The 21,159-nt window shown below is 72.3% G+C and carries 22 protein-coding genes and 1 pseudogene; 17 read left to right on the forward strand and 6 right to left on the reverse strand.

The annotated features are described in order from the left end of the window. Positions 1–48 precede the first annotated feature (48 nt). Entirely contained in the window at positions 49–909 is an 861-nt protein-coding gene (locus IE318_RS37875) for a thioesterase family protein (RefSeq protein WP_189907459.1), read from the forward strand. Positions 910–943: 34 nt separating this feature from the next. Here IE318_RS37875 and IE318_RS37880 read toward each other — a convergent pair whose 3' ends face one another. Further along, complete coding sequence (locus IE318_RS37880) at positions 944–1,555, reverse strand: TIGR03086 family metal-binding protein (protein WP_189907460.1); 612 nt, start codon at positions 1,553–1,555, stop codon at positions 944–946. A gap of 109 nt (positions 1,556–1,664) precedes the next feature. On the opposite strand from IE318_RS37880, the gene IE318_RS37885 reads away from it, so the two are divergent. Further along, complete coding sequence (locus tag IE318_RS37885) at positions 1,665–2,660, forward strand: helix-turn-helix transcriptional regulator (RefSeq protein WP_189907461.1); 996 nt, start codon at positions 1,665–1,667, stop codon at positions 2,658–2,660. Here the strand turns inward: IE318_RS37885 and IE318_RS37890 are convergent. After that, complete coding sequence (locus IE318_RS37890; protein WP_189907462.1) at positions 2,629–3,255, reverse strand: TetR family transcriptional regulator; 627 nt, start codon at positions 3,253–3,255, stop codon at positions 2,629–2,631. The genes IE318_RS37885 and IE318_RS37890 overlap by 32 nt on opposite strands. A 123-nt stretch (positions 3,256–3,378) precedes the next feature. Between IE318_RS37890 and IE318_RS37895 the strand changes: the two genes are divergently transcribed. The 3 genes from IE318_RS37895 (at position 3,379) to IE318_RS37905 (ending at position 5,181) form a co-directional block, all read left to right on the forward strand. Next, a complete protein-coding gene (locus tag IE318_RS37895) occupies positions 3,379–3,543 on the forward strand; it encodes a hypothetical protein (RefSeq protein WP_030179346.1) in 165 nt (54 codons plus the stop codon). A gap of 35 nt (positions 3,544–3,578) precedes the next feature. After that, complete coding sequence (locus IE318_RS37900; RefSeq protein ID WP_189907463.1) at positions 3,579–3,845, forward strand: DUF4190 domain-containing protein; 267 nt, start codon at positions 3,579–3,581, stop codon at positions 3,843–3,845. Between the two features lie 166 nt (positions 3,846–4,011). Continuing rightward, entirely contained in the window at positions 4,012–5,181 is a 1,170-nt protein-coding gene (locus IE318_RS37905) for a cysteine desulfurase family protein (protein WP_189907464.1), read from the forward strand. A 214-nt stretch (positions 5,182–5,395) separates the two neighbouring features. On the opposite strand, the gene IE318_RS37910 is transcribed toward IE318_RS37905, so the two are convergent. After that, positions 5,396–6,049, reverse strand: coding sequence for an N-acetylmuramoyl-L-alanine amidase (locus IE318_RS37910; protein ID WP_030179353.1), 654 nt, complete (start codon positions 6,047–6,049; stop codon positions 5,396–5,398). 60 nt (positions 6,050–6,109) lie between these two features. On the opposite strand from IE318_RS37910, the gene mnmA reads away from it, so the two are divergent. Beyond that, positions 6,110–7,240, forward strand: coding sequence for a tRNA 2-thiouridine(34) synthase MnmA (gene mnmA, locus IE318_RS37915; RefSeq protein ID WP_189907465.1), 1,131 nt, complete (start codon positions 6,110–6,112; stop codon positions 7,238–7,240). 13 nt (positions 7,241–7,253) lie between these two features. On the opposite strand, the gene IE318_RS37920 is transcribed toward mnmA, so the two are convergent. Next, positions 7,254–8,033, reverse strand: a complete 780-nt coding sequence (locus IE318_RS37920; protein WP_189907482.1) for an alpha/beta fold hydrolase — start codon at positions 8,031–8,033, stop codon at positions 7,254–7,256. A 38-nt stretch (positions 8,034–8,071) separates the two neighbouring features. After that, positions 8,072–8,395 (reverse strand): DUF427 domain-containing protein, encoded by a 324-nt coding sequence (locus IE318_RS37925; protein ID WP_189907466.1) that lies wholly within the window; start codon positions 8,393–8,395, stop codon positions 8,072–8,074. Positions 8,396–8,490: 95 nt separating this feature from the next. Between IE318_RS37925 and IE318_RS37930 the strand changes: the two genes are divergently transcribed. The 11 genes and pseudogenes from IE318_RS37930 to gatB all read left to right on the forward strand — a co-directional run bounded on the left by IE318_RS37930 (position 8,491) and on the right by gatB (position 20,284). Then, the gene (locus tag IE318_RS37930; RefSeq protein WP_189907467.1) at positions 8,491–9,030 is read left to right on the forward strand and encodes an LOG family protein; all 540 of its coding nucleotides are present in this window, start codon (positions 8,491–8,493) and stop codon (positions 9,028–9,030) included. A gap of 15 nt (positions 9,031–9,045) precedes the next feature. Next, on the forward strand, positions 9,046–9,744 hold the full coding sequence (locus IE318_RS37935) for an SDR family oxidoreductase (protein ID WP_189907468.1): 699 nt from the start codon (positions 9,046–9,048) through the stop codon (positions 9,742–9,744). Positions 9,745–9,775: 31 nt separating this feature from the next. Then, positions 9,776–10,783 (forward strand): methionine synthase, encoded by a 1,008-nt coding sequence (locus IE318_RS37940; protein WP_189907469.1) that lies wholly within the window; start codon positions 9,776–9,778, stop codon positions 10,781–10,783. A gap of 15 nt (positions 10,784–10,798) precedes the next feature. Continuing rightward, the gene (gene ligA, locus IE318_RS37945) at positions 10,799–12,994 is read left to right on the forward strand and encodes an NAD-dependent DNA ligase LigA (RefSeq protein ID WP_030179370.1); all 2,196 of its coding nucleotides are present in this window, start codon (positions 10,799–10,801) and stop codon (positions 12,992–12,994) included. A gap of 260 nt (positions 12,995–13,254) precedes the next feature. Continuing rightward, entirely contained in the window at positions 13,255–15,516 is a 2,262-nt protein-coding gene (locus IE318_RS37950) for a putative bifunctional diguanylate cyclase/phosphodiesterase (RefSeq protein ID WP_189907470.1), read from the forward strand. Positions 15,517–15,822: 306 nt separating this feature from the next. Continuing rightward, positions 15,823–16,101: pseudogene (locus IE318_RS37955) on the forward strand (DUF4267 domain-containing protein); the annotation flags it as partial. 26 nt (positions 16,102–16,127) lie between these two features. Next, complete coding sequence (locus IE318_RS37960; protein ID WP_030179374.1) at positions 16,128–16,619, forward strand: cupin domain-containing protein; 492 nt, start codon at positions 16,128–16,130, stop codon at positions 16,617–16,619. 91 nt (positions 16,620–16,710) lie between these two features. Next, the gene (gatC, locus tag IE318_RS37965) at positions 16,711–17,007 is read left to right on the forward strand and encodes an Asp-tRNA(Asn)/Glu-tRNA(Gln) amidotransferase subunit GatC (RefSeq protein ID WP_006130840.1); all 297 of its coding nucleotides are present in this window, start codon (positions 16,711–16,713) and stop codon (positions 17,005–17,007) included. 5 nt (positions 17,008–17,012) lie between these two features. Further along, positions 17,013–18,515, forward strand: a complete 1,503-nt coding sequence (gene gatA, locus IE318_RS37970) for an Asp-tRNA(Asn)/Glu-tRNA(Gln) amidotransferase subunit GatA (protein WP_189907471.1) — start codon at positions 17,013–17,015, stop codon at positions 18,513–18,515. Next, a complete protein-coding gene (locus IE318_RS37975; RefSeq protein WP_030179380.1) occupies positions 18,512–18,754 on the forward strand; it encodes a hypothetical protein in 243 nt (80 codons plus the stop codon). Before gatA ends, IE318_RS37975 begins: the two co-directional genes overlap by 4 nt. Before the next feature lie 15 nt (positions 18,755–18,769). Then, entirely contained in the window at positions 18,770–20,284 is a 1,515-nt protein-coding gene (gene gatB / locus IE318_RS37980; protein ID WP_030179383.1) for an Asp-tRNA(Asn)/Glu-tRNA(Gln) amidotransferase subunit GatB, read from the forward strand. Between the two features lie 77 nt (positions 20,285–20,361). Here gatB and IE318_RS37985 read toward each other — a convergent pair whose 3' ends face one another. After that, positions 20,362–21,126, reverse strand: coding sequence for an SAM-dependent methyltransferase (locus IE318_RS37985; protein ID WP_189907472.1), 765 nt, complete (start codon positions 21,124–21,126; stop codon positions 20,362–20,364). Positions 21,127–21,159: the final 33 nt, after the last annotated feature.

The raw sequence follows: 21,159 nt of genomic DNA on the forward strand, positions 1-21,159 counted from the left end.
CCTGAGGCAAAGCTACCGCTTAGTAGTTTCCTGTTGTACGGTTCATGCATGCCAGAAGCAGCTTCCGCCCCGGCCGCGCGGGCCACGATCGGCGACAGCGAGTTCGACCGGGACACCGCGGTGACCCGCCGCGCCCCGGGCGTCTACGACATCGACCTCTCGGCCGGCTGGACCATCATCAGCGCCGTCAACGGCGGCTATCTGCTGGCCGTCCTGGGCCGCGCCCTCGCGGACGCCCTGCCGCACCCGGACCCGTTCACGATCTCGGCACACTATCTGACGGCATCCCAGCCCGGCCCCGCCGTCGTGCGCACGGACGTGGTCCGCACCGGCCGCACCCTCTCCACCGGCCAGGCGTCCCTCTTCCAGTACGACGCGGACGGCCGCGAGGTGGAGCGCATCCGCGTCCTGGCCTCCTACGGCGACCTGGGCGCCCTCCCCGACGACGTGCGCACCACGGCGAAGCCGCCCGCCATCCCGCCGATGGAACAGTGCTTCGGGCCGCAGGACGGACCGTCCCCGGTCCCGGGCAGCTCCGCCATCACCGACCGCCTGATGCTCAAGCTGGACCCGGCCACCCTCGGCTGGGCGCTCGGCTCGCCCTCCGGCAAGGGCGAGATGCGGGCCTGGTTCGGGCTCGCCGACGGCCGGGACGCCGACCCGCTCTCTCTGCTGCTCGCCGTCGACGCGCTGCCGCCGACCGCGTTCGAGCTCGGTCTGAAGGGCTGGGTCCCGACGGTCGAGCTGACCGTGCACGTCCGCTGCCGCCCGGCGCCGGGCCCGCTGCGCGTGTCCATCACCACCCGCAACCTCGCCGGCGGCTTCCTGGAGGAGGACGCCGAGGTCTGGGACAGCGCCGACCGGCTGGTGGCGCAGTCCCGGCAGCTGGCCCGCGTCAGGCTCGGCTGAACGGCGTGCGTCGGAGGCGGCCGAGCGGCGGGCGTCAGGCCCGGCTGAGCGGCGTGCGCCCCAGCCAGGCCGCCAACTGCTCGTAGACATCGGCTCCCTCCCGGGCCTCGTGGCGGGCGCCGAAGGGGGTCTCCCCGCCCCGGGGCCGCTCGTCCGGCAGCACTCGGCGGGCGGTGGCGAGCGCGAACTCGGCGAGTTCCGGGTCGAGTCCGAGCGGGTGGCCGAGGGCCTCGGAGAGGTCCCAGGTGTGCGTCACGATCTCCATGACGTACCCCGAGAGAGCCGCGTGGCCGGGCATCTCGCCCCACGGCACCCGCACCGGCGTGCTCATGCGCTCGTCGCTCGCCCACGCCTTCAGGACGCGGGAGCGCGCCTCGTCGTAGGCAGCCGCCCAGTCGTCGTCCTCGACGCCCTCGGCGAAGGAGCTCATCGAGAGCCCGTCACCGCCCTCGCCGACCACCGCGATGCGCACGGTGCCGCCCACGATGTGGCTGAGCAGGCCCCGTACGTCGAACTCGGTGCAGGGGGTGGGGGCGGTCAGCTGCTCGGGCCGGACCGTCTTGACGACGGCGGCGGCCTGCTCGGTGGCGCGGGTGTACAGCGGGCGGGGGTCGATGGCGTTCGGGCGGGGGTCGATGGCGTTCATGGGTCTCCTCCGTGCGTCCGTCGGTCGGTACGGCGCCCAGGCTCCACGGATAACCTGACAGTTCCCGTCAACATTTGATCCGGCGCCCGCCCGGCGCGATTCTGGGCGCGTGAAAGCCGACCGCCTGCTGTCGATCCTGCTGCTCCTGCAGACCCGGGGCCGGGTGCCCGCGCACGAGCTCGCCGATCGGCTGGAGGTCTCGGTGCGCACCGTCTACCGCGACATCGAGGCGCTGTCGGCCTCCGGTGTTCCGGTCTACGCGGAGCGCGGCCGGCACGGCGGCATCGAACTGCTCGCCGGGTTCCGCACCGATGTCACGGGCCTGACCGCCGACGAGTCCCGCGCGCTGTTCATCCTCGCGGCGCAGGGCGCGCACGCCGCGCTCGGCCTGGACGCGGCGCTCGGCTCGGCGCTGCGCAAGGTGATGGCGGCGCTGCCGGCCCCGCACCGGCCCGCCGCCGAGGTGACCAGCCGCCGGATCCTGGTGGACGCCACCCGTTGGAAGAGCGGCCCGCAGCAGGCCGTCGACCTGGACGTCCTGCAGGACGCGGTGTTCGCCGACCGGCGCCTGAGGCTGCGCTACCGGCACAGCGGCGAGCGCGAGCCGCGCACCTACACCGTCGATCCCTACGGCCTGGTCTCCAAGGCGGGCGTCTGGTACCTGGTCGCCGACCGGCGGGGCAGGCCGCGGCTGTTCCGGGCCGACCGGGTGCGCTCCGCCCGGCTCCTGGACGATCCCGTACGGCGCCGGCCGGGCGTGGAACTCGCCGACGCCTGGGAGGTGCTGCGCCGCCAGGTGGAGGAGCGCCCCGGCGGGATCGACGTCACCGTCCGGGTGCGCCGCGCACACCTGGACATGTTCCTGCGCCTGCACGGCTCCTCGCTGGCCGCCCCGCCCGACGACGACGGCGAGAGCGAATGGGTCACGGCCCGGATGTCGTACGCCGTCCTGCGCGCGGTGCGCCAACTGCTCGGGTTCTCCGACCGGGTGGAGGTGCTCGCGCCGCCCGAGGCACGTGAGGAGCTGCGGGCGGCGGTCGCAGCCGTCGCGGAGCTGTACGAGGGGGAAGAGGTCAGTCCCGCCAGTGCCGGCGGCCCACGCTGATCAGCCGCAGCTGCCGGGTGGCGAGCCGGGTGACGCGCTCGCGTTCCTCCGGCGCGGCGTCCAGGGCTTCCAGGAAGAGCGAGGCGGTGATCAGCATCTGGTCGACGTAGAGGTGGGCGAGCATGAGCAGGTCGTCCTCGCTCCAGCCCACGGCCTGCTGATCCTTGGCCAGCTCGTCCTTCACCTCGCGGGCGAACCGGACCAGTTGCTCCCGGATCGCCTCCCGCACCGGCTGCACGCCGCCGTGCCGCTCCCGGGCGATGAACCGGACATGGGCCGGATACGCCTCCACATGACGGGAGATCAGTTCGACCGCCCGCGCGATGCGTTCCTCGCTGTCGTCCGCCGTGGACACCGTCGTCCGGATCATCGGGTGCAGGCTGCCCAGGGCCTCCTCCACCAGGGCCACGCCGAGGTCCGCCGTGGAGCGGAAGTGCCGGTAGAAGGCGGTCGGGGCCACACCGACGGCGCGCGTGACCTCGCGCAGGCCCAGGCTGCTCAGGCTCTGCTCCTCCAGCAGGAGAAGCGCCGCGTCCAGGAGGGCCTGCCGGGTCTTCTGCTTCTGGGCCTGGCGGACGCCGAGAGTGTGACTCATGCCATGCAGTTAACAACTGTTCTCTGGAATTTCAAAGCGGTGGGACGCGCTAGACTGAATAGTCAGTGAACAACTGTTACTCGTAAGCGTTCACGAGAGAACGCCGGAGGGGGATCCGATCCCATGCTGTTCCTCGTCGCCGCACTGCTGCTGCTCGGCGTGACCCTGGGCACCGTGGCCCACGCGCCGCTCGGCTTCACCGTGGCCGCCGCCGTCGTGATCGCCGCCTGGCTCGGCATCTTCGCGCTCCGCGAGCGCCACGCCCGCCGCCGCGGCACGTCCCACTGACCACGCGCCCATCACATCCCTCGGGAGCCATCGCCATGCAACTCACCGCACCGGCCACGCGCCGCACCGCCCTGCGCGACGCCGACGGCATGGCCGTCGCGTCCTTCATCCTCGGCCTGCTCGGCCTCCTCGTCCTCAACCTCTTCCTCGGCCCCATCGCCATCACCCTCGCGGCAGTGGCCCTCTGGCGGGGCACCACCCGCCGCGGCCGGGCCCTCCTCGGCCTCACCCTGGGCATCGCCGACCTGATCGTCCTCATCACCCTCATGCAGGTGGACCACACGGTGTCCTGGAGCTTCTGACCGCCGCATGTGGCCCAGCGCTGCGGGCAGGGCGGAACAGGTGCGCACAGCCGACCAGTGACGGCGCCTTGCCGACTCAGTCCATGCGGAGTCACGGCGGGCGCTCCGAGGTCGTCGCAACCTGATCCCCAGGCCCACGACAGGCGCCCGTAGAATCAGCCTCACCATGGCTTACCTCGACCACGCCGCGACCACCCCCATGCTCCCGGAGGCGGCAGAGGCACTGACCGCCGCGCTGGGCGTCACCGGCAACGCCTCCTCCCTCCACGCATCCGGCCGTCAGGCCCGCCGCACGGTCGAGGAGTCCCGCGAAACCCTCGCCGAAGCCCTCGGCGCCCGCCCCAGCGAGGTCGTCTTCACCTCCGGCGGCACCGAGGCCGACAACCTCGCCGTCAAGGGCCTGTACTGGTCGCGCCGCGCCGCCGACCCGGCCCGCACCCGGGTCCTCGCCAGCCCCGTCGAGCACCACGCCGTCCTCGACGCCGTCCACTGGCTCGGCGAACACGAGGGCGCCACCGTCGAGTACCTCCCGGTCGACCCCTACGGCCGCGTCCACCCCGAGGCCCTGCGCGAGGCGATCGCCCGCAACCCCGACGACGTGGCCCTCGTCACCGTCATGTGGGCGAACAACGAGATCGGCACGGTGCTGCCGGTCCGCGAACTCGCCGAGACCGCCGCCGAGTTCGGCGTGCCGCTGCACTCCGACGCCGTGCAGGCCTTCGGCCAGGTCCCGGTCGACTTCGCCGCCTCCGGTCTCGCCGCGATGACCGTCTCCGGCCACAAGATCGGGGGGCCGTACGGCATCGGCGCACTGATCCTCGGCCGTGAGCACAGCCCTGTACCCGTCCTGCACGGCGGTGGCCAGGAGCGCCATGTCCGCTCCGGCACCCTCGACGTGCCCGCGATCGCCTCCTTCGCGGTGGCCGGCCGGCTCGCCGCCGAGCAGCGCGAGTGGTTCGCCCGCGAGATCGGCGCCCTGCGGGACCAGCTCGTCGCCGCCGTCCGCACGGCCGTCCCCGACGCGATCCTCGGCGGCGACCCCGCGCCCGAGGGGCGTCTTCCGGCCAACGCCCACTTCACCTTCCCCGGCTGCGAGGGCGACTCCCTGCTGCTCCTGCTGGACGCCCAGGGCATCGAGTGCTCGACCGGCTCGGCCTGCACGGCGGGCGTCGCCCAGCCCAGCCATGTGCTGCTGGCCACCGGCGTCGACCCGGACCTGGCCCGCGGCACCCTCCGCTTCTCCCTCGGCCACACCTCCACCGAGGCCGACGTCGAGGCGGTCGCCAAGGCCATCGGCCCGGCGGTGGAGCGGGCCCGGGCGGCGGGTCTGACCTAGGGGGTGTCTCGGCGATCATGCCGGGCTCGCGGCGCTTGGCACCCCACCTCGCCGCGTTGTCGTCGGTCGCCGATGCTCCGCATCGACTCCCTCCTCCGCCTTGCGATGCTCCCCCACTGCCTGAACGGCGTGGGAGGTACCCCCACCACCAGCTACCGCTCCCTGATCCGGCCTGATCGACGAGACACCCCCCAGGGGGTGTCTCGCGTCCGGATCAGGCCGGCGCCCGGCGCACCAGCCGTATGTACCGGTCCCAGTCCCAGTGCGGCCCGGGGTCCGTGTGGTCGGTGCCCGGCACCTCGGCATGGCCGATGATGTGCTCGCGGTCGACGGGTATGCCGTACCGCCCGCATATCCGCGCCGTCAGCCGGGCCGAGGCGGCGTACATCGCGTCGGTGAAGGACGAGGCCCGCTCGACGAATCCCTCGTGCTCGATGCCGACGCTGCGCTCGTTGTATGCCCGGTTGCCGGCGTGGAAGGCCACGTCCAGCTCGCGGATCATCTGGGTGACCTGCCCGCCCGCGCGGACGATGTAGTGCGCGGCGGCCTCGTGCCGCGGGTCCTGGAACGCCTTCACCGCGCTCGCGTAGCTGCCCTGGGTGACATGGACGACGACCCGGTCGATCGTGTAGTCGTCCGGGCGGTCCGCCCGCCGGTAGTTCGCCGGGGAGGCCGCCAGCCACCGCGCGCCCCCGAAGTCCACCGCCCCCGCCACCCGCGGCCTCTGCGCGCCCGGCAGCCCCCACCACAGGCGGGCCAGCCCCTCGCGCTCCACCGCAGCTCCGCCCGCGACCACCGCCACGGCCCCGCCGAGGAGCAGCGCTCGCCGCCCCGGCCGCCGTTCCTTGTCACCGTTCCTCGCCCCCACGCGCTCTCCAACGGATATCCGGCGGCCCCGGTTCCCGCGCCCCCGTACCCTGAAAGGGCTATGACTGACACTCCGCAGCGCTCCCGCCCCCTCCGCGTCCTCGCCGCCATGTCGGGCGGGGTCGACTCCGCCGTCGCCGCCGCGCGCGCCGCGGAAGCCGGCCACGACGTCACCGGCGTCCACCTCGCGCTCTCCGCGAACCCGCAGTCCTTCCGCACGGGCGCGCGGGGCTGTTGCACCATCGAGGACTCGCGCGACGCCCGCCGCGCCGCCGACGTCATCGGCATCCCGTTCTACGTCTGGGACCTCGCCGACCGCTTCCGCGAGGACGTCGTCGAGGACTTCGTCGCCGAGTACGAGGCCGGCCGCACCCCCAACCCGTGCCTGCGCTGCAACGAGAAGATCAAGTTCGCCGCGCTCCTGGACAAGGCGCTGGCCCTCGGCTTCGACGCGGTGTGCACCGGCCACTACGCGAAGGTGATCGTGCGCGAGGACGGCACCCGCGAACTGCACCGCGCCTCCGACATGGCCAAGGACCAGTCGTACGTCCTCGGCGTGCTGGACGAGAAGCAGCTGGCGCACGCGATGTTCCCGCTGGGCGACACGGTCACCACCAAGGAGGAGATCCGCGCCGAGGCCGAGCGCCGGGGGCTCGCGGTCGCCAAGAAGCCCGACTCGCACGACATCTGCTTCATCGCCGACGGCGACACCCAGGGCTTCCTCGCCCAGCGGCTCGGCAGGGCCGAGGGCGACATCGTCGACGAGTCCGGCGCCAAGGTGGGCACGCACGAGGGCGCGTACGGCTTCACCATCGGCCAGCGAAAGGGACTGCGCATCGGCACCCCGGCCCCCGACGGCAAGCCCCGCTACGTCCTGGACATCTCCCCGGTCACCAACACCGTGACGGTGGGCCCGGCCTCCGCCCTAGACGTCACCGGCCTCACCGCGATCAAGCCCCGCTGGTGCGGCACCGCCCCCACCGGCCCCGGCACCTACACCGCTCAGCTGCGCGCCCACGGCGGCGAGACCGAGGTCACGGCCGAGCCGGTCGACGGCGGGCTGCGCGTGACCTTCACCGAGCCGGTCCGCGGCGTCGCCCCCGGCCAGGCGATCGTCCTCTACGACGGCACCCGTGTGGTCGGCTCGGCGACGATCGCCTCCACGCTGCGGGCGACGGCCGGAGTGGCGTGAGAGCCGACGGGGGTTACGCGCCGTAGAACTCCGCCAGGACCGGTGCCAGGATCTCCGGTTCCACCGCGTGGGTCTGGCCCTTCAGCAGGCGGTACGTGCCCTGGGGCGCGGCCTCCGCCACCTGGCGGGCGGCCTCGCGCATCCGGTCCGGGCTCGCGTCGCCCGCGACGGCCAGGACCGGCACGGTGATCGAGGCCAGCAGGTCGCGGGGGACCGGTCCGTCGCCCATCACGGCGTCGTCGTACGCCAGGGTGGGGGCGATGGCCTCCAGGCCCGGCCACATGGGGGACTGGCGGGCGCTCACGATCATCTGCTCGGCCAGACCGGTGACACGCAGGAACAGCTCCACCGCGTCACCGCGCCGGCCCTCCGCGAGCGCGCCGGCCAGACCGTCGGAGTAGGCGGCGCGCTCCCGCTCACGGTCCTCGCGCACCTCGAACGGCGGCTCGTACACGGCGACCCGGCCGACCGGCAGCCCGCTCGCCGCCGCCCGCAGCACCAGCGCGCCGCCCGAGGAGATGCCGTACAGCGCCGCGTCGCCGCCCACCGCGTCGATCACGGCCGCGAGGTCCTCGACCTCGCGCTCCACCGCGTAGGGCGCCGTGTCCCCGCTCTCGCCGCGGCCCCGACGGTCGTACACGACGGTGCTGAAGCGGTCCGAGAGCGCCATCGCCAGCGGTGCGACCGTGGCGCCCGTGGACATCGCCCCGCTGACGAGGACGACCACCGGCCCCTGTCCGGTGCGCTGGTAGGCGATCGAGGTGCCGTCACGCGAGATGGTCTTCTTGTCCATGGCTGTGAAGACTGCCACGAGAGAAGGGACTCATCGGGTCACAACACTTCCACTTCGTAGAAGCACAGGTGGTCCTTGATCTCTGCGACGTCCGGCTTCGGCTCGGGGTAGGACCACACCAGGTCCTCGGCGCCCGGCGCCGACCAGTACGACGCCGTGCCCTTGAAGGGGCAGTGGGTGTGCGTTTCGGACGGGCTCAGCAGGTCGAGGCGTACGTCCTCGGCGGGGATGTAGTAGCGCACGGGGCAGCCGGTCTCGCGCAGCAGCAGGGGCCGGTCGCTCTCCGCGAGGACCTGGCCGTCGTGCACGACGCGTACGTGCCGGGTGCCCTGCTCGATGGTGATCGTGTGTCCTTGGGTCATAACAGGACAGCGCTCCCGGGCCACGGGTTCTTCCCGTGCACGGCGCACGTCTTCCCGTGTACGGCGCACGCTCGGGGCCGCGTACGGTTGAGCGCATGAACATCTGCGTCTTCCTCTCCGCCGCCGACCTCGACGACCGCTACACCCGTCCCGCGCGGGACTTCGCCCGGCTGCTCGGCAAGGGCGGTCACAGCCTGGTGTGGGGCGGGTCCGACAGCGGACTGATGAAGGTCGTCGCGGACGGCGTGCAGGAGGCGGGCGGCCGGCTCATCGGCGTGTCGGTGGACTTCCTGGCGAACAAGGCGCGGCCCGGCGCCGACGAGATGGTCATCGCGGGGGACCTCGCCGAGCGCAAGAAGCTGCTCCTGGAGAAGGCCGACGCGGTGGTGATCATGGTGGGCGGCACCGGGACGCTCGACGAGGCCACCGAGATCCTGGAGCTGAAGAAGCACGGCCGCACCGACAAGCCCGTGGTGCTGCTGAACACGGCGGGCTTCTACGACGGCCTGCGCGAGCAGTTCCACCGCATGGAGGACGAGGGCTTCCTGCCGCGGCCGCTGAGCGAGCTGGTGTTCTTCGCCGACGAGCCCGCGGGCGCGCTCGCCTACCTGGAGGAGTCGGTGGCCGGGCGCTGAGCTGCGGGTGCGAGCATGGCGGGCATGGCTACTCATGTGATCACCGGGGCCGGCTCCGGCATCGGCGCGGCCGTCGCGCGCCGTCTGCACGCGCGCGGGGACGACCTCGTGCTGCACGCGCGCGACGCGGGCCGGGCCAAGGAGCTGGCGGCCGAGTTCCCCGGGGCGAGGACCCTGGTCGGCGACCTGGCCGAGCCGGACCGGCTGAGCTGGGCCTTCTCGCACCAGTCGCTTCCCGACCGGGTCGACTCCCTGCTGCACATCGCGGGCGTGGTCGACCTCGGTCCGGTCGGTGAGCTGACCCCGAAGACCTGGCGCCACCAGCTCGACGTCAACCTGATCGCCCCGGCGGAGCTGACCCGCCACTTCCTGCCCCAGCTGCGCGCCTCACGCGGCCATGTGCTGTTCGTGAACTCGGGCGCGGGCCTGAACGCCAACGCCGAATGGGCCGCGTACGCCGCCTCCAAGCACGGGCTGAAGGCGCTGGCCGACGCCCTGCGGCAGGAGGAGCACGCGAACGGGGTGCGGGTCACCACCGTCTACCCGGGCCGCACCGCCAGCCCCATGCAGGCCAAGGTCCACCAGCAGGAGGGCAAGGAGTACGACCCCTCCCGCTGGATCGACCCGGAGTCGGTCGCGACGACCATCGTGATGGCCCTCGACCTCCCGAGGGACGCGGAGGTCAACGACCTTACGGTGCGACCGGGACGCTGACCCCGGCCGGGCTGTTCCGTAGGCTGCCCTGGTGAGCGAGAACAGCCAGTTCAGGTTCGGTGCCGCCACCGCGGTCGGGTCGATGCCCGGTGGGGACGCCCGTGAGGCCGCCAAGACCGTCACCGGCACCTTCGAGGACTTCCCCTTTTTGCCCGAGCTGCCCGCCCGGGGGCCCGGTGCCGACATGATCGGGCGGACCGCCGGGATGCTCGTCGAGCTGTACGCGCGCGTGGAGCCCAGCGGGTGGCGGATCGGCGACCGGCCCGGACGGGACACCAAGCGGGCCCGGTCCTGGCTGGGGGAGGACCTCGACGCCCTGGAGGAGTTCACCCAGGGGTACGAGGGGCCGCTGAAGGTCCAGGCCGTGGGGCCCTGGACACTCGCCGCCAACCTCGAACTGAAGAACGGCGAGGCGGCCCTGTCCGACCCCGGTGCCTGCCGGGACCTGGCCGCCTCGCTCGCCGAGGGGCTGCGGCTGCACCTGGCCGAGGCCCGGCGGCGGGTGCCCGGCGCGCAGCTGGTGCTCCAGCTCGACGAGCCGTCCCTGACCGCCGTGCTGCGCGGCCAGGTGCGCACCGCCAGCGGCTACCGCACCCACCGGGCCGTGGACCGGCAGATCGTCGAGGCCACGCTGCGCGACATGGTCGGCGTGCACACCGAGGGGCCCGTGGTGGTCCACTCCTGCGCCCCCGACGTGCCCTTCGCCCTGCTGCGGCGGGCGGGCGCCGCGGCGGTCTCCTTCGACTTCTCGCTGCTCACCGAACGTGACGACGAGACGATCGGGGAGGCCGTGGAGGCCGGCACCCGGCTCTTCGCCGGTGTCGTGCCGGCCACGGACGGCCCGTTGTCAGACCCTGCCGGTAGCGTCATGGGTGTCAGAACGCTGTGGCGCAGGCTGGGGCTGCGACCGGGGCTCGTCCCGGACGCGGTCACGGTCACCCCGGCGTGCGGACTCGCGGGCGCTTCCCCCGCGTACGCGCGCCAGGCGCTCGCCCACTGCGTCCGGGCGGCGAGATCCCTCGCGGACAACCCTGAGTAACGGGAGGACAACACGGTGGCCGGCGACAAGCAGCAAGCGGAGACAGCGGTGCCCGCCGAGGCGCGGGAGCAGCACGCGCGGCTCGCGGACCAGGTCGAGGAGCACCGCTTCCGGTACTACGTCAAGGACGCTCCCGTCATCAGCGACGCCGAGTTCGACCAGCTCCTGCGCTCCCTGGAGGAGCTGGAGGAGCGCCACCCGGAGCTGCGCACGCCCGACTCGCCGACCCAGAAGGTCGCCGGGTCGTACGCGACGGAGTTCACGGCGGTGGAGCACCGCCAGCGGATGCTCTCGCTCGACAACACCTTCAACGACGACGACCTCGCCGCCTGGACCGACCGCATCGCCAGGGAACTGGGCGAGCAGGAGTACCACTTCCTGTGCGAGCTCAAGGTCGACGGCCTCGCCGTCAACCTCACCTACGAGCACGGCCGCCTCACGCGCGCGGCCACCCGCGGCGACGGCCGCACCGGTGAGGACATCACCCCCAACGTCCGGACGATCGCGGAGATCCCGGACCGGCTGAAGGGCGACGGCGTCCCGGACCTCGTGGAGATCCGCGGCGAGGTCTACTTCCCGATGGAGAAGTTCGAGGACCTCAACCGCCGTCTGGTCGAGGCCGGTGACAAGCCCTTCGCCAACCCGCGCAACGCGGCGGCGGGTTCGCTGCGCCAGAAGGACCCGCGCGTCACCGCCACCCGCCCCCTGCACATGGTCGTCCACGGCATCGGCGCCCTGGAGGGCTACAAGGGGATGACCCGGCTCTCCCAGGCCTACGACCTGCTGAAGACGTGGGGCCTGCCCACCTCCCGGCACAACAAGGTGGTCGACGACCTCGCGGGGGTCCGCGAGTTCATCGCGTACTTCGGCGAGAACCGGCACTCGGTGGAGCACGAGATCGACGGCGTGGTCGTCAAGCTCGACGAGATCCGCCTGCAGGGCCGGCTCGGCACCACCGCGCGCGCACCGCGCTGGGCGATCGCCTACAAGTACGCGCCGGAAGAGGTCAACACCAAGCTGGTCGACATCAAGGTCGGCGTCGGACGCACCGGCCGCGTCACTCCGTACGCGCAGGTCGAACCGGTCACCGTGGCCGGATCCGAGGTGGAGTTCGCCACCCTGCACAACCAGGACGTCGTCAAGGCCAAGGGCGTGCTCATCGGCGACACCGTGGTGCTGCGCAAGGCCGGCGACGTCATCCCGGAGATCCTCGGCCCGGTCGTCGACCTGCGCGACGGCAGCGAACGGGAGTTCGTGATGCCGTCCGAGTGCCCCGAGTGCGGTACGCCGCTGCGGCCCATGAAGGAGGGCGACATCGACCTCCGCTGCCCCAACGCCCGTGCCTGCCCGGCCCAGTTGCGGGAGCGGGTCTCCTACCTCGCGGGCCGGGAGTGCCTGGACATCGAGCACTTCGGCGAGGTGGCCGCCGCCGCGCTCACCCGCCCGCTGGAGCCGGCCGACCCGCCACTGGTCGACGAGGGCGACCTGTTCGACCTCACGGTGGAGAAGCTGCTGCCCATCAAGGCTTACGTCCTCGACCCGGACAGCGGTCTGCCCAAGCGGGACCCGAAGACGGGCGAGGAGAAGGTCGTCACGGTCTTCGCCAACCAGAAGGGCGAGCCGAAGAAGAACACCCTGGCGCTGCTGCGGAACATCGAGGCGGCCAAGGAGCGCCCGCTGGCCCGGTTCCTGAACGGGCTTTCGATCCGCCACGTCGGACCGGTGGCGGCCCAGGCGCTGGCGCGCGAGTTCCGCTCCGTCGACCGCATCGAGCAGGCGAGCGAGGAGGAACTGGCGCGCACCGACGGGGTCGGCCCGATCATTGCCGCCGCCCTCAAGGAGTGGTTCGCCGAGGACTGGCACCGCGAGATCGTGCGCAAGTGGAAGGCCGCCGGAGTCCCGCTGGAGGAGCAGGGCACCGGCGAGGAGGAAGGCCCGCGCCCGCTCGAGGGCCTGACGGTCGTGGTCACCGGCACCCTGGAGCAGTTCACGAGGGACGGCGCGAAGGATGCGCTGCAGAGCCGGGGCGCCAAGGTGACCGGCTCGGTGTCGAAGAAGACGTCATTCGTGGTCGTGGGCGACAACCCCGGGTCGAAGTACGACAAAGCGATGCAGCTGAAGGTGCCCGTTCTGAACGAGGACGGTTTCGGTGTCCTGTTGGAGCAGGGACCGGACGCGGCGGCCGAAGTCGCCCTTCCGACCGGTGAGTAGCGGTTGAAGGCCACGCGTTTCGCGCATACCAGATGCATACGGGTGGCCGGGGCGCATTCGGGCAACCGTCGGCGACCGCTGCCCGTGGAAGCCTTCTGCGGCCTACTGTTGAGGTGTGCGCCTGCCGTGCCCAGCTGCGGTCGGGGCATCCCCGTGCTCCTCGACGAGTACGTGGAAGGGTTTTCCAGCGCGGTGCGGCCCGGGAGCGCCGGGCATCGGGCCGCGCGGCGCGGGCACCGCCGGCTGTGAGAGGGACGGGAATGGAACCGACCGAGAGCGCCGCCCCGCACTCACGGCTGCGCCGGATGACCGGCGCATGGCGCGTGAGCACGGGGCGGACGGGGGAGCGTTCGGGCGTCCGGAAGCATCCGGGGCGTGTGGGCCACACCGCACGCGCCGGCGGGCAGGATGCGGCGGCGGCGATCCGCCTGCCCGCGCTGCCGGGAGGGCAACCGCCTTCCGTGCCGGGCGTGGTCGCCGTGTGGCACCGGTTCCGGCCGGCCCTGCCCGCGGTGGTCGTCGCGGTGGCCGCGCTCGTCCTCGGTGCCGGCTTCTACGGGGCGTTCGCCGACGGCCACGCACTCTTCCCGTCCGGCACGGCCGGCTGGTCACTGGCGGTGCTCACCGGGATCATCGTCGGCCATCTGGTGATGCTCGCCCGCTCCCGCTGGTGGGGCGGCACCGGCTCCGGCACCGCCCTCACCCTGGCCGTGCTGCTGCTCTACGGCTGGGTGCCCGCCGGCCTGGTGAGCCTGGCCGTCGTCGTGCTGGTCTGCATAGCCAGGCGCCACCGCTTCCGGCCCGGCGTGCTGAACGGCGCGGTGGACATCCTCGGCATCGCCATGGCCGCCCTCGTCCTTGACGGCTTCGGCCGCGTCCCGACCGTCGAGCAGCCCTGGGACCCGGGCACCTGGACCGCGTACACCGTGCCCGAGGTGGTGCTGGCCGCCGCCGTCTACCTCGCGGTCACCCGTGCCCTGCTGTGGTACCTGCACGCCCCGCCCGCCGAGGGACTGCCCACGGTCGCCCGCACCGCCCTGGTCAGACAGGGCCTGGTCGCCGTCGCCCTGCTCGGCATCGCCCCGCTGGTCTGCGTCGTCGCCGTCGCCGAACCAGTGCTGCTGCCGCTGTTCTCCATCCCGCTCATCGCCCTGGACGCCACCCTGTGGATAGCCCGCGCCCGGGCCGAGGAGCAGCTGCGCGACCGGCTGACAGGGCTGCCCAACCGGCAGTGGCTCCTGGAGCGCATCTGGACCGCCCTCGACGACGCCGAACGCATCGGCGCCCGGGCCGCCCTGATGCTGATCGACCTCGACCGCTTCCGTTCGGTCAATGACACGCTCGGTCATCTCGCCGGTGACCGGCTGCTGCTGCAGATAGCCGATCGGCTGCGGCAGGCGCTGCCGCGGGGGGCGGAGGCCGCGCGGCTCGGCGGGGACGAGTTCGCCGTGTTACTGCCCGTGGCCGACTCCACGACGTCCGCGACCCGCGTCGCGCGGGCACTGGTCACCACCCTCAGCTCGCCGCTCGACCTGGACGGGCTCACCCTCGTCCTGGAGGCCAGCGCCGGTGTCGCCGTCTTCCCGGACCACGCGCTGGACGCCGAAGGGATGCTGCGCCGCGCGGACGTCGCGATGTACCAGGCCAAGCGGGACCGTACGGGCGTGGAGGTCTACGAGTCCAAGCGGGACTCCAACACCCCCGACCGGCTCGGACTGCTCGGCGATCTGCGCCGGGCCCTGGACGCCCACGAGGTCCAGCTGCACTACCAGCCCAAGGTCCGCTTCGACGGCCACGTCGCCGGCCTGGAGGCGCTGGTGCGCTGGGTGCACCCGGAGCGCGGCAGGGTTCCTCCGGACGAGTTCATAGCGATCGCCGAGTCCTCGGGGCTGATGCCCCATCTGACGGAGTACGTGCTGGAGACCGCCCTCGGGCAGGTCGCGAAGTGGCGCTCCGAGGGACTGTTCGTGCCCGTCGCGGTCAACGTCTCCCCCCGGGACGTGCACACCCCCGGCTTCGCCGGCTCGGTCGCCGCCCGGCTGGCCCGGCACGGTGTCCCCGCGGGAGCGCTGCAGCTGGAGATCACCGAGCACGTGCTGCTGGAGGACCCCCAGCGGGCCGCCGACACACTGGCCGGTCTGACCGCGCACGGCGTGAAGATGTCGCTGGACGACTTCGGCACCGGCTACTCCTCGCTGGTGCACCTGCGCAGGCTGCCGGTGAGCGAGCTGAAGATCGACCGTTCGTTCGTGGCCCGGCTGGCGGTGGACGCCGAGGACGGGGAGATCGTGCGCTGCACGGTGGACCTGGCGCATTCGCTGGGGCTGCTCGTCGTGGCGGAGGGCGTCGAGGACGACGAGACCTGGGAGCGACTGCGGGACCTGGGCTGCGACGCCGTACAGGGCTGGCTGGTCGCCGCGGCGATGCCGCCCGAGGAGACCACGGCATGGCTGCGGGCGCGCGGCTCGCGCGGCTGGCAGCGCCCGCGCGCCGCACTGCCCGCGGCGGCCTCCGACGAGTGAAGCGCCCACCCACCGGCCGGATCTGAGGACGGGCCCGCCCGCGCTGTGCGCTGCCCGCGCTTTGCGCACCCAGGCTGCCGCACATAGCGCTGCGCCGCGCGCACCTGGCGCTGCTCGCGCCCCTCACGCTGCTCCTGCCCCTCACGCTGCTCGCGCCTCGCGCTACCGCTTCCAGCACCGCGCGCCCCGCACCTCGTGCTGCCCGTGCCTCGTACTGCTCGCGTCCTGCGCGCACCTGGCGCTTCCCGTGCCGCGCGCGCCCAGTGCCGCCCGAGCAGCGCGCCGCTCCGGCCGTGGCGGGCACCCGCGGCCGGCTACGGCGTCCCGGCCGGCCCGCGCGGCGACGCCGCCGCCTGCCCGTCGGTCAAGGGGCTCAGGGACGGCACCTTCGGGCTGATCGGCCTTGCCCTCCTTGCCTTCGCGGGCGCCCGTGCCGAGGCGTGGTTCATGGTCTGCGTGCCACTCGTCCCGCTCGCCGACACTCTGATAGTCCTTCGCCACGGCGGGACGAAAGCCGTGGCTTTCGGGATCCACTTCGCCACCGCCGTCGTTGTACTGATCAGCGCCGGACTGCTCTTCGCGGTCCGACCACACCACAAGGGGGACACACCATGTCGCTGTTCGTGCCCAAGTTCGACGAGACCGTGCTGGTGCGGGACGCGGAGGCCGAGGTGGTCGGCGGTGATCCGGTCGCCGTCAAGCTGCTGGCCGACAGCAGCGCCAGCGGTGGCGCGCTGTCCACCGTGCGTGTCACGCTCGGGGAGGGCGCCGACGGAGCGCACCCGCACGTCCACCACAACTCGGCCGAGATGTTCTACTTCCTCGACGGCGAGGCCGAGGTCCTCTCCGGGGACGATGTCGTCACCGCCGGGCGCGGCGACCTGATCATCGTCCCGCCGGACCGCCCGCACGCCTTCGCCGCCGCCCCCGGCAGCACCGCCGACCTGCTGATCGTCATCACACCGGGCGTCGAGCGCTTCGAGTACTTCCGCCACCTCCAGCGCATCCGCCTCGGCGAGGTGACCCCGGAGAGCATCCTCGAGGTCCAGGACCTGTACGACAACCACTTCCTGAAGAGCACGGCCTGGGAGAGCCGCCACTGAGGCGGTCCCGAGGAAACCGTTTCACGGCCAAGGGTCCCCGCCCCATAGGATTGGGCCCAAACCACACACACTCACCCCAGAGGAACGCTGCATGCCTGGCATCACGCGCGAGGAGGTCGCCCACCTCGCCCGGCTGGCGCGTCTGGAGCTGAAGCCCGAAGAGCTCGACCACTTCGCGGGACAGCTGGACGACATCATCGGCGCGGTGGCCCGCGTCAGTGAGGTCGCCGACCAAGACGTACCGCCGACCTCCCACCCGCTGCCGCTGACCAACGTCATGCGCGCGGACGAGGTCCGTCCGTCGCTCACCCCCGAGCAGGCGCTGTCCGGCGCCCCGGCCCAGGAGCAGCAGCGTTTCAAGGTGCCGCAGATCCTGGGTGAGGAGTGACAGACATGACGGACATCAACAGCATCATCCGGCTCACCGCCGCCGAGACCGCCGAGAAGATCGCCTCCGGTGAGCTCACGGCCGTCGAGGTCACCGAGGCCCACCTGGCCCGGATCGAGGCCGTCGACGAGAAGGTGCACGCCTTCCTGTACGTGGACCGCGAGGGCGCCCTCGCCCAGGCCCGCGCCGTCGACGAGAAGCGGGCGCGGGGCGAGAAGCTCGGCCCGCTGGCCGGCGTCCCGCTGGCGCTCAAGGACATCTTCACCACCGAGGGCGTCCCGACGACCGTCGGTTCGAAGATCCTCGAGGGCTGGATCCCGCCGTACGACGCGACCCTCACCAAGCGGCTGAAGGCCGCCGACGTGGTGATCCTCGGCAAGACCAACATGGACGAGTTCGCCATGGGGTCCTCCACCGAGAACAGCGCCTTCGGCCCCACCGGCAACCCCTGGGACCTCACCAAGATCCCCGGCGGCTCCGGCGGTGGGTCGAGCGCGGCCCTCGCCTCCTTCCAGGCCCCCCTCGCCATCGGCACCGACACCGGCGGCTCCATCCGCCAGCCGGCCTCCGTCACCGGCACGGTCGGCGTGAAGCCGACGTACGGCGCGGTCTCCCGCTTCGGCATGGTGGCGTTCTCCTCCTCCCTGGACCAGGGCGGCCCCTGCGCCCGTACGGTCCTGGACGCGGCGCTGCTGCACGAGGTGATCGCCGGGCACGACCCGCTGGACTCCACCTCCATCGAGGAGCCGGTCCCGCCGGTCGTCGAGGCCGCCCGCAACGGCAGCGTCGAGGGCATGCGCGTCGGCGTGGTCAAGCAGTTCCGCGGCGAGGGCTACCAGGCCGGCGTCATCCAGCGGTTCGACGAGTCCGTCGAACTGCTCAAGGAGCTGGGCGCCGAGATCGTCGAGCTGGACTGCCCGTCCTTCGACCTGGCGCTGTCGGCGTACTACCTGATCGCGCCCTCCGAGTGCTCCTCCAACCTGGCCCGCTTCGACGGCCTGCGCTACGGCCTGCGCACCGGCGACGACGGCGCCCACTCCGCGGAGGAGGTCACCTCCCTCACCCGAGAGGCGGGCTTCGGCCCCGAGGTCAAGCGCCGCATCATGCTCGGCACGTACGCGCTCAGCTCCGGCTACTACGACGCGTACTACGGCAGCGCCCAGAAGGTCCGCACCCTCATCAAGCGGGACTTCGACAAGGCGTTCGAGCAGGTCGATGTGATCGTCTCCCCGACCACCCCGACCACCGCCTTCCCGATCGGCGAGCGCGCCGACGACCCGATGGCGATGTACCTGGCCGACCTCTGCACCATCCCCACCAACCTGGCGGGCAACGCGGCCATGTCCCTGCCGTGCGGTCTCGCCCCGGAGGACAACCTTCCGGTGGGCCTGCAGATCATCGCCCCGGTGATGAAGGACGACCGTCTCTACAGGGTGGGCGCCGCCGTCGAGGCCGCCTTCGTGGAAAAGTGGGGACACCCGCTGCTGGAGGAGGCTCCGTCGCTGTGAGCAAGGCACTGTCCAAGGCCAAGGGCTTCAAGAAGTCCAAGTCCGGTACGTACCTGTCCATGGCCACCACCGCGTTCGGCGCGATCGGTGTCGCCAAGCAGATCAAGAAGGCCCGCGCCGAGAGCGACACGCTGAGGCTGATCGACGCCGTGGTGACCGCCGCCGGCGTCGTCACCGGCCTCGCCATCCTCTACCGCGAGCTGAAGCGGCTGGGCGACGACGACGTCCTGCTGGGCTGAGAGGGAAGTTTCACCGTGACCACCATGACCGACCTGGTGTCGTACGAGGACGCGCTGGCGTCGTACGACCCCGTCATGGGCCTCGAGGTCCATGTCGAACTCGGCACCAAGACCAAGATGTTCTGCGGCTGTTCGACCACGCTCGGCGCCGAACCGAACAGCCAGACCTGCCCCACCTGCCTCGGCCTGCCCGGCGCGCTCCCGGTCATGAACAGGACCGGCGTCGAGTCGGCGATCAAGATCGGTCTCGCGCTGAACTGCGAGATCGCCGAGTGGTGCCGCTTCGCCCGGAAGAACTACTTCTATCCGGACATGCCGAAGAACTTCCAGACCTCCCAGTACGACGAGCCGATCGCCTTCAACGGCTACCTCGACGTGCAGCTGGAGGACGGCGAGGTCTTCCGCGTGGAGATCGAGCGCGCCCACATGGAGGAGGACACCGGCAAGTCGACGCACGTCGGCGGCGCCACCGGCCGTATCCACGGCGCGCAGCACTCCCTCCTCGACTACAACCGCGCGGGCATCCCGCTCATCGAGATCGTCACCAAGCCGATCGTCGGCGCGGGCGACCGTGCTCCCGAGGTGGCCAAGGCCTACGTCCGTGAGCTGCGCGAGGTGATCCGTTCGCTCGGCGTCTCCCAGGCCCGCATGGAGATGGGCCAGATGCGCTGCGACGTGAACCTGTCGCTGATGCCGACCGGCTCGGAGAAGTTCGGCACCCGCTCGGAGACGAAGAACGTCAACTCGCTGCGGTCCGTGGAGCGCGCGGTCCGCTTCGAGATCCAGCGGCACGCGGCCGTCCTCTCCGGCGGCGGCACCATCGTCCAGGAGACCCGCCACTTCCACGAGGACACGGGCTCCACGACCTCCGGCCGGGTCAAGGAGGAGGCCGAGGACTACCGGTACTTCCCCGAGCCCGACCTGGTGCCGGTGGCCCCCTCGCGCGAGTGGGTCGAGGAGATCCGCGCGGCACTGCCCGAGCTGCCGCTGGCCCGCCGTACCCGGCTGCTGGCGGACTGGGGCATCTCGGCCACCGACATGCAGGCCATCCTCAACGCCGGTGCGCTGGACCCGATCGTCGCCACCATCGACGCCGGTGCCGACGCGGCCTCCGCCCGCAAGTGGTGGATGGGCGAGCTGGCGCGCCACGCCAACGAGGCCGGCACGGCCCTGGACGAGCTGGCGATCACTCCGCCGCAGGTCGCGCGGGTCACCGAGCTGGTCGCCAAGGGCGACCTGAACGACAAGCTGGCCCGCCAGGTCATCGAGGGCGTCCTCGCGGGCGAGGGCACTCCGGACGAGGTCGTCGACAAGCGCGGCCTGAAGGTCGTCTCCGACGAGGGCGCGCTGACCGCCGCCGTCGACGAGGCCATCGCCGGCAACCCGGGTGTCGCGGACAAGATCCGCGGCGGCAAGGTGGCCGCGGCCGGCGCCCTGGTCGGCGCGGTCATGAAGGCCACCCGCGGCCAGGCCGACGCCGCCCGCGTCAAGGAGCTGATCCTGGAGAAGCTGGGCGTCAGCGAGGGCTGAGCCGGGCTGCGCAACGTGTACGGCCGTACGGCCCCGGAGGACATGTCCTCCGGGGCCGTACGTCTCAGCCGTACGTCTCAGTCGCGGCGCCCCACCACCCGGGCGAACCCCAGCAGGCGCTCCCGGTCGGCGTTCAGCAGCTCCACCGAGTCCCGCGCCATCCCCGCCATGAACTCGCTCGGGCTCTCCTCGGCGCAGATCTCGCTCCACCGCAGCCAGTCGCGCCAGCCGTCCTCGAGCCAGTCGGCGGTCTCGACCGTCACTGCGCCGGTGCGCGTCCAGTTCCGGTGCCACCAGGCGGGGGAGTGGAACGCCCAGAATCCCGGGTCCCAGTGCGCCTTGAGGTGCTCCGGCGGCTCGACACCGTCGATCTCCTCCCGTACCGACGGCACCACGACCCCGATGCGCCCGCCGGGCTTCAGCAGCCGGGTCAGGGAGGGCAGGTAGAGGTCGTCGGCGCCGAAGTACTGGTAGGCGTCGACGGAGACGATCGCGTCGAACGACTCGTCGCCGAACGGCAGGTCGTGCGCCTCGACGTGGACCGGCACCACCCGGTCGGCGACTTCGGTCTCGGCGATCCGGCGGGCGTTGTCGTCGGGCTTGATCCACAGGTCGGCCGCGACGACCTGGACGCCGTACTCCCGGGCCAGGAAGACGGAGGTCAGCGCGCGCCCGCAGCCCAGGTCCAGCACGCGCGCGCCGGCGGGCAGGGAGTCGAGCCGCAGGGCCGGTGCCAGCCACTCCAGCAGCCACAGCGGATGCGGCCCCATCTGGTGCTCGATGAGCCAGCGGGCGTCGTAGGTGTTGCTGCGCGGGTAGCGCGCGTGCGTGAGATCGACCATGGGGGACGTGGATAGCAGGGCAGACCCCGACCC

Origin of the sequence: Streptomyces spiralis, from assembly GCF_014654675.1 — a bacterium.
In the GTDB taxonomy this organism is placed as follows: domain Bacteria; phylum Actinomycetota; class Actinomycetes; order Streptomycetales; family Streptomycetaceae; genus Streptomyces; species Streptomyces spiralis.